Below are 12,096 nucleotides of genomic sequence, written 5' to 3' on the forward strand. Positions count from 1 at the left end.
CTTGTGTTCGCGGGGACACATCAGCATTCAAGGCCAAATGTTCAAGATATTGCTCAACTTCATTATCACCCATTGATGATGGGTGACGCTTTCCATGAAAGTGAATAAATGATGAAATCCATTTCAAATAGGTAGAAACAGTCCTAAGAGAATACTGTCTTAGCAACATGTATTCGGTTATGTGATTTAAAAATGGGGATTTGGTTTTCATTATTCTAATATTGAGTATGTATATATATACAGTTATAGTTGCCTTTCCCCTATATTCAAGAAAACGACCCGATCGCGCGTTTTTGTCCGATGCATTACCAGGCCAACCAGCCTGAATCCTCTATCTTGCTTGGCTTTAATTAAATTGGTAATCGTGGCAATATGGATGAAAACGAGCACATGCTCGGTAGAAAAACGCGCAATTTGCGCATTATTAAATTGTTATGTGACTAAGGGCATCATTTGAACAACCTAGACTATTGGATTCCAAATTGTTCGCCTTACATATCGAAAATGCTCTATGACATCGATAACCGAACTTTTACGATTGAATTTGTTAATAACGTGGATGACTTTAAGCCCCTGTTGAGACTTGTTTGTAAATCGGTTCTTTCATACTCTGAGGATACAATGGATACGGATTACGATGATGAGCTGATTGACGGTGTTATAGATATTGCTTGGAATGATGTTCATAAAACTCTAGTAGTATTAACTGATAAAAAAGAAATGGTACTCAAACTTGGAACAGCACCCATTAGTGAAAACGTCACCTAACAAGTTACTACATTCAGACACCGAGCATTTCGCAATTTTGTGTTGCTCGCTTCGCTCAAACATTAACACAAAATCGCTCCATGCTCGTCGCTGCTGAGTAAAGCGTTAATGTCAGCTTTGCAGAATTCACAACTCTATTCCTATCATCTCCATTAGATCGCCTCAACACAGCTTGCGGTTGTTGATTTCTAATATTGCGACTGCCCGCTCCTTGCCTATTGCCGCCTTACAAGATACAACACCCAAAAATACGTTTTTCATTCCTCACCTCCAAAATCACAAGATCTCTGGCGACAAATCATTTTTATTTCATCGTAATGAGACTGACATTTCACAATATAAGATTTTATTTCAATGTATACGAGATCCCACCTGCTGTTAATGGCAGCAGCAAATCAGTGAATGGTGAAGCGGCTGTGAATCAACATCTGTAAAACTGCTCAAGGATTGAGCGAAGAGAACAGTTTTTAAATAAGATGGCTTTTTTTCTGATTAATTTTGTCAATTTCTCATTATAATGTGCGACGAAGTCAAACAGTTAAGCTAGCGAAAACTATGAAAACGATAACAATTGATGACGAGTTATACGCTTACATTGCGTCACAAACGAAGCATATTGGTGAGAGCGCATCTGACATTCTACGCCGTTTGCTTTTAGGGAACGAACAACACACAGCCGACGCTGCACCTTCGCAGATGGAACGAGCGAACGACAGTTTTCCTTCTAACGTGACAGACAACGTCACGGAAACATTTGAACACGCTAATGAGCAAGCATCGAGTCAAGCACATACCTTGGCTGAAGGAGAGGTGATTGCCTCAACGAAAGGCGGCGACGTTGTCGCTTACCTTAAAACCCGAAAGCTTTCTGAGCTGTCTAGTCGAGTCGATGTGTTTTTGGCTATTCTTGCAGGGTTGTACGCGTGCAATGCCAGCCAGTTTGATAAAGTGCTGAATGTGAAAGGTCGCAATCGCTTGTACTTTGCCAACAGCAAAGAAAAACTGCTGGAAAGTGGTAGCAGCACGAATCCAAAGCAAATTCCGGGTTCGCAGTTTTGGGTTGTAACGAATAATAATACTGCGAAAAAGTCGTCGATGTTGTCACAGGCTGCTGAAGCACTGGGTTACGACGAAGATGATCAACGTCAACTGGTAGACATATTCACACAATAAACTGACTCCAGCGTATCGGACAGAACAGGGAGCATAATCACAATGGCAATTCATCCGATGGCGGGCAAGCCTGCCGAGCCTTCTCAATGGGTTAATGTGGCGCGACTTGTTGCGGCGTACTATTCGAACAAGCCAGAAATCGGCGAGCCGTCGCAAGCTGTCTCTTTTGGCACCTCTGGGCACCGTGGTTCGTCTTTTTTGTCGAGCTTCACGGATACCCACATTGCCGCCATCTGTCAGGCGTTAGTTGAGTACCGAAATACCCACGATATTTCTGGGCCCATTATGATAGGCATGGACACCCATGCGTTATCTGAAGCCGCGTTTATTACAGCAATAGAAGTGCTGGCCGCGAATGGTGTGAACATACTTGTTCAAAAAGACCAAGGGTACACACCGACACCTGTGATTTCCCATGCTATTTTACAGTTCAATCAGTCAAGAACGAGCGGTTTTGCTGATGGCATTGTGATAACCCCGTCTCATAACCCGCCAGAAGATGGCGGTTTTAAGTACAACCCGCCGCATGGAGGGCCTGCCGATAGTGATGTGACATCGGTTATTCAAGCGCGTGCCAATGACATCATTGGTAATGGCATGAAAGCGGTGAAACGCATGGATTTCTCAATGGCGATGCGAAGCAGTGTTGTGCAGCACGTCGATTTTGCTCAAGACTATATATCACAGCTAAATGATGTGGTTGATATGCACGCCATTGCAAGTGCGGGGCTAACGTTGGGCACCGATCCCTTGGGTGGCTCTGGTTTAGGTTATTGGGACCAGATTGCGGATATGTACGGATTGAATATTGACGTGGTTAATCGACACGTTGATCACCGTTTTGCGTTTATGCGTTGCGATAAAGACGGAAAAATTCGTATGGACTGCTCGTCGCCGTATGCGATGGCTGGATTGATTGATTTAAAGCAAGATTATGACGTTGCCTTTGGCAATGATCCTGATTTTGACCGACACGGTATTGTATGCCCCTCGGGCGGGTTAATGAATCCAAATCATTATTTAGCTGCAGCGATTCAATATTTGTATACCCACAGGCCACAGTGGAGCTCAAGCCTTAAAGTCGGAAAAACGCTGGTCTCATCCAGTTTAATCAACCGCGTTGCTTCGTCGTTAAATCGAGAGCTGGCAGAAATGCCGGTCGGGTTTAAATGGTTCGTGCAAGGTATGCATCGTGGTGAGATTGGGTTTTCTGGTGAAGAAAGTGCTGGCGGTATTTTCTTGCGCCGCAATGGCAAAGCATGGGCTACAGACAAAGACGGTATCATCATGTGTTTATTGGCTGCGGAGATGCTCGCGGTAACCGGTAAAGATCCCTATCAGAATTATCAAGCCCTTACCGAGGCGTTTGGCACGCCGAGTTACACGCGTATTGATGTAGCTGCCAGCTTTGAACAAAAAGCCACACTGAGCCGACTGTCTGCTGAGGCGATTACCTCGTCTACACTTGCCGGAGAGCAGATTCAGACTATACAAACACATGCTCCAGGCAACGGGGCATCGATAGGGGGCGTTAAAGTCAGCTCAGAGAATGGTTGGTTCGCTGCACGCCCATCGGGCACAGAAGATGTGTATAAAATTTATGCAGAAAGCTTCAAAGGTGAAAGTCATTTACAAAACTTAGTGGGCGAAGCGCAAGACATTGTCGATCACGCCTTTAAATCTGCAAATGTTTCTTAGTTGTTTTTAATTTGTTTCAAAAGTGTAAAAATATTACATAAAGCCGGACTTGAGTCTGGCTTTTTTATTTCTGTTAACGACAAATTAACAGAAACTTTGTTTTTTTCCTGCTAAAAATAATAAAAACACGTTAAACTGTAATTAATTTACAATTTGTAAACATCGAATCGAATGTTAGGCAGGAAAACCCATGAAGGCGAAAACATCCCAACCCGTTGATATTGCAAACAGTATCACACTTGATAAGAACGACATTAAAGACGCGATAGTTCGTCATCTTCACTGCACCCTCGGAACGGACGAAAACAAAGCAAATAGCCATGCTTGGTGGAAGGCTGCGTGTGCGGCTGTGAACGAGCAAGTACTGGGCAGACTGCGCAAAACGCAAAAATCCCACTATATGAATGATACGCGTGCCGTACATTATTTTTCTGCTGAATTTCTAATGGGGCGTTTAATGTCGAACAACCTGCATAATTTGGGGTTGTTTGACGTTACACAACAGGCATTAAATGAATTGGGTGTGAATCTGACCGATGTTATGGAAGAAGAGCCCGACATGGCGTTGGGGAATGGCGGGTTGGGGCGTCTTGCCGCGTGCTTTATTGATTCGTTGGCGACGCTGGAGCTGCCAGCCGTAGGTTACGGTATTCACTATGAACATGGCTTGTTCAGACAAGAAATCAAAAACGGCGCACAAATAGAACGACCAGACAGTTGGCGTGATTACGGAAACCCATGGGAAATTTGCCGTCCTGAATCTATTCAGGAAGTTCCGCTTTATGGTTACGTTGAAACCAAATACGGTGAAAATGGCGGGATCCGTAAAGAATGGCATCCGGGGTTGATTGTAAAAGGGATCCCTTGGGACATTCCGGTTGTAGGCTACGGCGGTAATACTGTCAATGTGTTGCGTTTATGGCAAAGCCAGGCATCAGGCTATTTTAACTGGGACGTATTTAACGCAGGGGGTTACGTCGATGCGCAAACAGAAAATGTTCAAGCTGAAACCATTTCAAAAGTGCTCTATCCCAATGATGAGACCGAAGCGGGTAAAGAACTGCGACTAATTCAGCAATACTTTTTCAGCGCCTGTTCGTTGAAAGACATCATTCGACGTTACAAACGTGCTCATGGCGATGATTGGAGCCGCTTTAGCCAGCAAGTGGTAATTCAGCTGAATGACACCCACCCAGCGGTAGCGATTCCTGAGTTGATGCGAATATTGGTGGATCGCGCAGAGCTGGATTGGGATACCGCATGGACTATTTGTCGCGAGTCTTTTGCTTATACAAATCATACCTTGTTGCCAGAAGCGCTAGAAAAGTGGCCTGCGCGTATGTTTGAAAAGATCCTTCCTCGTCATTTAGAAATTATCTATGAGATTAATCACCGTTTTATGAGCGAAGTAGAGGCTGTTTGGCCGGGTGATAACGACATGAAGCGTAAATTGTCTATCATCGAAGAAGGTAACGATAAAATGGTCAGAATGGGGCACTTGTCTGTGATTGGCTCATTTGCGGTTAACGGGGTAGCTGAAATCCATTCTAAATTGGTGAAGCAAAATCTATTTCCAGAGTTTGACCAAATGTATCCTGGCAAGTTTACCAATGTGACCAATGGGATTACCCCGCGCCGTTGGCTAAAAGCCTGTAACCCTGCATTATCTAGCCTTATTGATAGCAAAATTGGACAAGACTGGCCAAGAGATCTCGACAAACTCAGAGAGCTGGAAGCCTTTGCGGACGATACAAAATTTCAAAAAGCGTTTATGAAAATCAAGCGCGATAATAAAGTGGCGTTAGCAAAAGAAGTGAAAACATTAACAGGGATTGATATCAATCCTGACGCCATCTTCGATATTCAGATTAAGCGATTGCACGAATACAAGCGTCAGCACCTGAATTTACTGCATATAATGGCGCTGTACCGACGCTTACTTGAAAACCCTGACTATGACATGGAGCCTCGCGTGTTCTTGTTTGGGGCGAAAGCCGCACCGGGCTACAAATTAGCGAAAGACATTATTTATGCCATCAATAAGGTGGGAGAGCGAATTAATCACGATCCACGTGTGAACAAGAAACTGCAAGTTGTGTTCTTACCGAATTACCGTGTATCGCTCGCCGAAAAAATGATTCCCGCTGCTGATGTGTCAGAGCAAATCTCTACTGCAGGGAAAGAAGCATCGGGTACAGGCAATATGAAATTGTCGTTAAATGGTGCGCTAACCATTGGTACGCTTGATGGAGCCAATATCGAGATTGCTGAGGAAGTGGGTGATGACAATATTTTCATATTTGGCTTAACAGTCGAAGAGGTTCAGGCAGTAAAAGCGAAAGGCTATAACCCTTACGACTACTATTATCAGAATCAGGAATTGAAGGCGGTTCTGGACTGGCTTGAAACCGATTACTTTACGCCAGGTAAACCGGGCGAGTTAGCGACCATCAAACAAAGTTTACTTGATGGAGGCGACCCTTATTTGGTGCTAGCAGATTTTGCATCCTATTCAGATGCCCATGAACGGGTTAATCAAGCGTACAAAGACAGCCAGAACTGGGCGAAAATGGCGGTGTTAAATACTGCTCGAATGGGTAAATTTACCTCCGACCGTTCAATTAAAGATTATGTCAAAAAGATTTGGTCTTTAGATGCGTGTCGTGTTGATTAGCATGTCAACAAGGCGACTAAAAAGCCGTCAACTGGTCTGATTTTATAAAAATGTGAGCCCAAATTTCGATTTGGGCTTTTATTTACACATGTTTTAAGGATAGAATTCTTTCTGCTAAGGATGTGTAGTAGCACCTTCGGCATATGTATTTGCCAACGTAGTGAGGATTATCGTTGTAAATGGGTGATATCCACCAATCTCTCGTCACCATTCCAAATCGATATGCGTTTTTAGATCGCATAGACGAAATGGTGCGCCAGTCTGACAGTTTATCGCTGATGCTGATTGATGTCGTCAGGTTTTCAGACGTGGGCAGCAGCCTGGGATACCGCGTGGGAGATATTATCCTGCTTGAAATCGCGAATCGAATACGGCGGATTTTTGGCCCCGATATTCTACTAGGCAGAATTAGCGGCGATATCTTCGGTCTCGTGTTAAGTGGGCGGCATGCCGACCGGCAACTTCGGCAGTATTATAATCAGCTGGTTGATCATTTTAAGTCTCCCATCACCGTCGATAATCACTCATTTATTGCCGATTTCAATGTTGGCGCGGTAGCCAACGAAGTTCGCAACCATGATACGATTAAGCTATTTACCCGCGCTGAAGCGGCGCTAAAACAGGCAAAATCGAATAAATACGAAAACCTGCAAATTCTTACATTTAACGAATCAACCCACTCTGGCAAAGCTCTTGCGCTGAAGGCCGATTTAAAACGTGCTTTTGCGCGAGATGAACTAGAAATCTATTTCCAACCTAAAGTCGATTTAAGTACCCTAGAAACCTACGGTGCAGAATGTTTGCTTAGATGGAATCATCCCCTTGACGGCGTGTTGTTTCCAGGTCCACTCATCGAGGCCGCTCAGTCATATAACATGATGAACGAACTCGGGTATTGGACGCTCGAACAGGCCTTTATCAGTGCCTGCCGTTTTAGGCAACAAGGCATGGACATGGAGCTCTCGGTGAACATTTCACCTACGCAGCTATATGATCTAAATTTTGTGCCTACCCTTAAACGCCTAAGCGATGAATATGCGATGCCACTTGATAAGTTCGAATTGGAACTTACTGAGGATGTTGCGCTTTCAAACTCGTTGATGGTAAAACGTCAGTTGTTTGAAGTACGTGCTCTAGGAATGAAAGTTGCCATAGATGATTTCGGCAAAGGATACTCGAATCTTGCTTACATGCGTGATCTGGCAATAGATACCATCAAAATCGATAAGACATTCGTGATGGGGCTAGAGCAAAACCCTGTCAATCTTGCCATTATTAAAGCGGCGATGCTCATTGGCGAGTCGTTGTCTTGTCGGGTAGTAGCAGAAGGCATCGAAACGGTGAAACAAATGCAAATGCTTCGAAACACCGATGTGATTCAGGGACAAGGCTATTTGTTTGCTAAAGCCTTGCCTGAAAAAGAGTTTGTTGCATTTAGTCAGTCAGATATTTGTGTTGGCTCTTCTCTTGCCTATCAGCGTCGTACTGTTTAATTAACCCATTAATTGAGGCACCTAACCTTGCCTTAAGGAGTAAAGACGTGTCTCAGACACAATCAGAACTCATGCAACAAGGGCAATTCCTTGCTATTTCGCGTCAATCCCCTGAACGCTTCGCTTCCCCAATGTCTTTTTCTCTTAGTAACGGCACCGTTGTCGACATTTTAGCCGAAGGCATAATTGGGTTTTCACCCGCTCAGGCTGGAAACAAAGACATTGTTTTGTCTTGTGGCGTGCATGGCAACGAAACTGCACCCATCGAAATTTGCGACGAATTAGTAAAAAACGTGCTAACGGGCGAACTTACACTGGCACACCGTACCTTGTTTTTATTTGGTAATTTGCCAGCGATGGACATAGGTAAACGGTTTGTTGAAGAGAATATGAACCGCCTTTTTAGTGGTGCGCATTCTGAAGGCGAAGGGCTGGTGAATCAAGAAAGACGCAGAGCGAAACAGTTAGAAGACGCTGTAGCGGCGTTTTACACGGCGCTTCCGGTGTCGTCTAATTCGCCAGAGCGTGAACGCATTCATTATGATTTACATACGGCAATTCGTGCGTCTAAAAATGAGAAGTTTGCGGTTTACCCTTACCTTCATGGCTTGCCACACAGTAAAGAGCAAATTGCTTTTATGGGCGCCTGTGGCGTAAAAACGATTTTACTGTCTGATGCACCTACCACGACGTTTAGCTATTTTTCATCTCATGATTTTGGTGCGCACTCATTTACCGTTGAACTTGGTAAGGTTAGGCCATTTGGTGAAAACGATATGCGCCGATTTGCCGACGCGAAAGAGATGTTAACTCAATTGATTAGCCAGCACGCCATTACGCTGCCTGAATTCGTGGAAGAGGACTTCGATATTTATCGAATTCATCAAACCATCAACCGCACTCAGGAAGATTTTGCGCTTCATTTTGGTGACGATACCCCTAATTTTACCGATTATAAAAAAGGAACGCTGCTGGCGAGCGAAACTGGCGCGCGATATGAGGCGCAAGCAGATGGCGAGGCGATTGTGTTCCCGAATGCGAAAGTAGCTATCGGTCAACGCGCCTTATTAACCGTCATTCCGACAACCCTTGATGAGTAAACCACTATGTTTACACTTCATCCGCAGTTAGTACAAGACACCACAGAGGTGTGTGAACTACCTCTGTGTAAGGTTTTACTGTCTAATGACGCCAATTATCCTTGGATAATATTGGTGCCCAAGCGAGAAAATGTATCTGAAATCATTGAGTTATCTGACTCAGATCAACAACAGCTTTGGGCAGAATCTGCACATGTATCAAAGGTGTTGCAGCAGCTATTTGACGCAGACAAGTTAAACATAGCTGCGCTAGGGAATCTTGTGCCACAGTTACATGTGCATCATATTGTCAGAAGAAAGAATGATATTGCGTGGCCTAATCCCGTTTGGGGGTTTGCGCCCGCTAAGGCTTATGAACTCGATGAGAGAAACGCGCGACTGGCTGCACTAAAACAAGCACTGCTTAAACAATAAGGAATACCTATGTTAGTGACAACAACAAATACAATTGAAGGAAAAAAGATCGAGCAATACTTCGGCGTGGTAGTCGGCGAGGCCGTAATGGGTGCTAACGTGTTTAAAGACATTTTTGCGTCTATTCGTGACATTGTTGGTGGTCGCTCTGGCTCTTATGAAGATGAGCTAACTAAAGCACGCAAAATCGCGTTTACAGAGCTGACGGAAGAGGCGCGACAGCTCGGCGCGAATGCCGTGATTGGCGTAGATATAGACTACGAAGTCATAGGGCAGAATGGATCAATGCTTATGGTGAGTATCTGCGGCACCGCAGTACGGTTCTCTGAATAATTAGTACGTCCAGTCAAACAGCGCCTCTCGGGCGCGTTAGATTACATTGACCGCTTTCAGCAGTGAAACATCACAGAATACTGAAAGCGGCGTTTGTTAGCCTTACTTGTCGATTATTCTGGCTTATCTAACTTTTCCGTTTCTGTCGGTTTCTTATTTGCTTCTGTTATTTTTGAGCCGAATTTGGTGTTGGCACTGCGTTTAATGAGCATGATATTGCTTACTATAATGCCCAATACTAATACTATTATGCCGACAATCGCCCATGTACTCATCATCTCTTCCCGTTTAATGTGTAGCGCTCAAATAGCGTAGGTAGTTCTTGTAATATTACTGATTTACCGAGTATATCGCACGAAGACAATTGCTGCGCAAGTACATCAAGGTCTAGTGCTTTTTCAATCACTTTCGCTGTAGGTGCATGGCTGAGATGCCATGGCTCGGGGGCGACACCTCCATTGTATTTGTGGTAGGGGCGATAAAAGCCATACTCCCGCATATGGATGTTTAGCCATTGATTAAGTGGGTAGCATGGACCGCCAGCTTCATATTCTTCGGGTACAAGTTGAAGCTGCACATTTGCTGCCTTACACCCTGCGGCATCGTAGACATCCACATCTGTGCCCCAATGATGTCGGCTACCGCCTGGTAGGGCGCTCCACGTCAGAATTGCGTGAAGCTTGTCGTGATCGCTGAGGTCGTCAGGATTGAGCTCATTGCCGTTGATATCGTATAAAGGAAGCTCACCGCGCCACTTTTTGTTCCATATCATTAGCTGACGGTCGAAGCTTCGAAAACTGCTGGCCAATTGAAGGTCAATGCCTTGTGTGCGCGCACTGTTTTGCATAGCGCGAAATGCCTCCACCACATCTGTATGCACGTGGTGACGTTCATCTAGCGCAGTAAGATGGCTCGTCGATACGCCCATCCAAAACAAGGAATGCGTTGACACAGCCATTAGGTAAGTAGGTTCTCAAGAATGCGCTCGTACATTAGGGCGAGCTTGTTCAAGTCTCCCATATTGACGCATTCGTCAATTTTGTGAATGGTGGCATTTACTGGCCCAAGTTCAATAACTTCAGCACCCGTTGGGGCGATGAACCGGCCATCTGATGTTCCGCCTGCGGTAGACAGCACCGGCTCATTGCCAGTGACGGATGAGATTGCACGCTTTGTTGCTTCTACCAATTGCCCTTCATCAGTCAGAAAGGGAAGGCCATTGAAGGTCCACTTTATGTCGTATTTCAGTTTATGTTTGTCAAAAATGTGCGTTACTCTGTCGATGAGTGCTTGGTTAGTAACTTCTGTTGAGTAGCGAAAATTGAAGCACATAGCCATTTCACCTGGAATAACATTGCCTGCGCCAGTACCCGCATGTACGTTTGAAATTTGAAAGCTGGTGGGAGGGAAATAGGCATTGCCCTCATCCCATACTTCTGTGGCAAGCTCTGAAATGGCGGGAGCAGTTAGGTGCACGGGGTTTTCAGCCAAATGAGGGTACGCAACATGGCCTTGTATCCCTTTAAAAGTGACATCGCCCGTGAGCGAACCGCGGCGTCCATTTTTAACGATATCACCAACGGTGGCGGTACTTGATGGTTCGCCCACCACACACCACGTAATTTTCTCATCGCGAGCTTCCAATGTATCAATGACGCGTGTTGTGCCATTGATAAACGGACCTTCTTCGTCGCTGGTAATTAAAAACGCAATCGAACCTTTATGGTCAGGGTGTTTTGTGACGAAGTGATGGGTGGCAACTAACATGGCGGCCAAACTGCCTTTCATGTCTGCTGCGCCTCTGCCGTACAGCATCCCATCATGTTCTGTTGCTTCAAAAGGCGGAAACTGCCACTGCTCCTCTGGGCCGGTGGGCACTACGTCTGTATGACCTGCAAAACAAAACACGGGGCCTTGATTGCCCTTCCGCGCCCACATGTTGGTAGTGTCTTCAAATACCAGTGTTTCAATGTTGAAACCCAGCGGAGCGAGAATATCAGCCATGAGGGTTTGACAGCCTGCGTCTTCGGGTGTCACTGACCGACGGTTAATTAAGGCTTTGGCGAGTTCGATGACGTCGTCGATCATGCAAAAATCTCTTCGTACTGATCGGCTTTAAAGCCCAAGAAGTACGCGTTATTTGTAATCAAAAGAGGACGCTTGATCATCGCAGGATGCGATAGCATTAAGTCGATCGCATTGTCTTTATTTAAGCTATTTTTTTGCTCGTCGCTAAGCTGGCGAAAAGTGGTTCCGCGCTTATTTAACAGCTGTTCCCAACCGAGTTGTGCTTCGGCCGTTTCAAGAAAATCACGGGAAAGTCCGTCAACACGGTAATCGTGAAAGGTGTATTGGACACCTTTTTCTTCAAGCCACTTTTTTGCTTTTTTGATGGTGTCGCAGTTTTTAATGCCGTAAAGGGTTGTCATAAATAAGTCTTTTA

General features: G+C 45.0%; 13 protein-coding genes. 8 read left to right on the forward strand and 5 right to left on the reverse strand.

Features of this window, described 5'->3' with window-relative positions; genetic code table 11:
- The coding region (locus OE749_RS03485; RefSeq protein WP_263710978.1) for a site-specific integrase at positions 1 to 211 on the reverse strand (211 nt) is incomplete at its 3' end.
- A gap of 410 nt (positions 212 to 621) precedes the next feature.
- On the opposite strand from OE749_RS03485, the gene OE749_RS03490 reads away from it, so the two are divergent.
- From OE749_RS03490 to OE749_RS03525, 8 genes are all read left to right on the forward strand, one after another.
- A complete protein-coding gene (locus OE749_RS03490; protein ID WP_263710979.1) occupies positions 622 to 768 on the forward strand; it encodes a hypothetical protein in 147 nt (48 codons plus the stop codon).
- A gap of 555 nt (positions 769 to 1,323) precedes the next feature.
- Positions 1,324 to 1,941: a replication initiation negative regulator SeqA gene (gene seqA / locus OE749_RS03495; protein WP_263710980.1), complete on the forward strand. Its 618-nt coding sequence runs from the start codon at positions 1,324 to 1,326 to the stop codon at positions 1,939 to 1,941.
- Positions 1,942 to 1,983: 42 nt separating this feature from the next.
- Positions 1,984 to 3,639 carry a phosphoglucomutase (alpha-D-glucose-1,6-bisphosphate-dependent) gene (gene pgm, locus OE749_RS03500; RefSeq protein WP_263710981.1) on the forward strand — a complete coding sequence of 552 codons (1,656 nt, stop codon included), beginning with the start codon at positions 1,984 to 1,986 and terminating at the stop codon, positions 3,637 to 3,639.
- 190 nt (positions 3,640 to 3,829) lie between these two features.
- Positions 3,830 to 6,313 carry a glycogen/starch/alpha-glucan phosphorylase gene (locus OE749_RS03505; RefSeq protein WP_263710982.1) on the forward strand — a complete coding sequence of 828 codons (2,484 nt, stop codon included), beginning with the start codon at positions 3,830 to 3,832 and terminating at the stop codon, positions 6,311 to 6,313.
- Positions 6,314 to 6,492: 179 nt separating this feature from the next.
- Positions 6,493 to 7,806 carry a putative bifunctional diguanylate cyclase/phosphodiesterase gene (locus tag OE749_RS03510; protein ID WP_263710983.1) on the forward strand — a complete coding sequence of 438 codons (1,314 nt, stop codon included), beginning with the start codon at positions 6,493 to 6,495 and terminating at the stop codon, positions 7,804 to 7,806.
- Positions 7,807 to 7,877: 71 nt separating this feature from the next.
- Positions 7,878 to 8,906, forward strand: coding sequence for a succinylglutamate desuccinylase (gene astE, locus OE749_RS03515; RefSeq protein ID WP_263711493.1), 1,029 nt, complete (start codon positions 7,878 to 7,880; stop codon positions 8,904 to 8,906).
- 6 nt (positions 8,907 to 8,912) lie between these two features.
- Positions 8,913 to 9,320 carry an HIT domain-containing protein gene (locus OE749_RS03520; RefSeq protein WP_263710984.1) on the forward strand — a complete coding sequence of 136 codons (408 nt, stop codon included), beginning with the start codon at positions 8,913 to 8,915 and terminating at the stop codon, positions 9,318 to 9,320.
- Between the two features lie 9 nt (positions 9,321 to 9,329).
- Complete coding sequence (locus tag OE749_RS03525) at positions 9,330 to 9,653, forward strand: heavy metal-binding domain-containing protein (RefSeq protein WP_263710985.1); 324 nt, start codon at positions 9,330 to 9,332, stop codon at positions 9,651 to 9,653.
- Between the two features lie 113 nt (positions 9,654 to 9,766).
- On the opposite strand, the gene OE749_RS03530 is transcribed toward OE749_RS03525, so the two are convergent.
- Genes OE749_RS03530 through OE749_RS03545 form a run of 4 tightly spaced genes read right to left on the reverse strand, consistent with a single transcriptional unit; the run spans position 9,767 to position 12,082 of the window.
- A complete protein-coding gene (locus OE749_RS03530) occupies positions 9,767 to 9,928 on the reverse strand; it encodes a DUF2897 family protein (RefSeq protein WP_263710986.1) in 162 nt (53 codons plus the stop codon).
- Positions 9,928 to 10,611 (reverse strand): M15 family metallopeptidase, encoded by a 684-nt coding sequence (locus tag OE749_RS03535; protein ID WP_263710987.1) that lies wholly within the window; start codon positions 10,609 to 10,611, stop codon positions 9,928 to 9,930. Before OE749_RS03535 ends, OE749_RS03530 begins: the two co-directional genes overlap by 1 nt.
- A complete protein-coding gene (gene dapE, locus OE749_RS03540) occupies positions 10,611 to 11,741 on the reverse strand; it encodes a succinyl-diaminopimelate desuccinylase (protein ID WP_263710988.1) in 1,131 nt (376 codons plus the stop codon). The genes OE749_RS03535 and dapE overlap by 1 nt, the downstream gene beginning before the upstream one ends.
- The gene (locus OE749_RS03545; protein WP_263710989.1) at positions 11,738 to 12,082 is read right to left on the reverse strand and encodes an ArsC family reductase; all 345 of its coding nucleotides are present in this window, start codon (positions 12,080 to 12,082) and stop codon (positions 11,738 to 11,740) included. The genes dapE and OE749_RS03545 overlap by 4 nt, the downstream gene beginning before the upstream one ends.
- Positions 12,083 to 12,096 lie beyond the last annotated feature (14 nt).

Source organism: Fluctibacter corallii (genome assembly GCF_025751585.1).
In the GTDB taxonomy this organism is placed as follows: Bacteria; Pseudomonadota; Gammaproteobacteria; order Enterobacterales; family Alteromonadaceae; genus Fluctibacter_A; species Fluctibacter_A corallii.

Bases quoted from the DNA above. Each gene is read 5' to 3' on its own strand.
- OE749_RS03490 (WP_263710979.1), top strand. From the start codon at position 622: ATGGATACGGATTACGATGATGAGCTGATTGACGGTGTTATAGATATT.
- seqA (WP_263710980.1), top strand. From the start codon at position 1,324: ATGAAAACGATAACAATTGATGACGAGTTATACGCTTACATTGCGTCA.
- pgm (WP_263710981.1), top strand. From the start codon at position 1,984: ATGGCAATTCATCCGATGGCGGGCAAGCCTGCCGAGCCTTCTCAATGG.
- OE749_RS03505 (WP_263710982.1), top strand. From the start codon at position 3,830: ATGAAGGCGAAAACATCCCAACCCGTTGATATTGCAAACAGTATCACA.
- OE749_RS03510 (WP_263710983.1), top strand. From the start codon at position 6,493: ATGGGTGATATCCACCAATCTCTCGTCACCATTCCAAATCGATATGCG.
- astE (WP_263711493.1), top strand. From the start codon at position 7,878: ATGCAACAAGGGCAATTCCTTGCTATTTCGCGTCAATCCCCTGAACGC.
- OE749_RS03520 (WP_263710984.1), top strand. From the start codon at position 8,913: ATGTTTACACTTCATCCGCAGTTAGTACAAGACACCACAGAGGTGTGT.
- OE749_RS03525 (WP_263710985.1), top strand. From the start codon at position 9,330: ATGTTAGTGACAACAACAAATACAATTGAAGGAAAAAAGATCGAGCAA.
- OE749_RS03530 (WP_263710986.1), bottom strand. From the start codon at position 9,928: ATGAGTACATGGGCGATTGTCGGCATAATAGTATTAGTATTGGGCATT.
- OE749_RS03535 (WP_263710987.1), bottom strand. From the start codon at position 10,611: ATGGCTGTGTCAACGCATTCCTTGTTTTGGATGGGCGTATCGACGAGC.
- dapE (WP_263710988.1), bottom strand. From the start codon at position 11,741: ATGATCGACGACGTCATCGAACTCGCCAAAGCCTTAATTAACCGTCGG.
- OE749_RS03545 (WP_263710989.1), bottom strand. From the start codon at position 12,082: ATGACAACCCTTTACGGCATTAAAAACTGCGACACCATCAAAAAAGCA.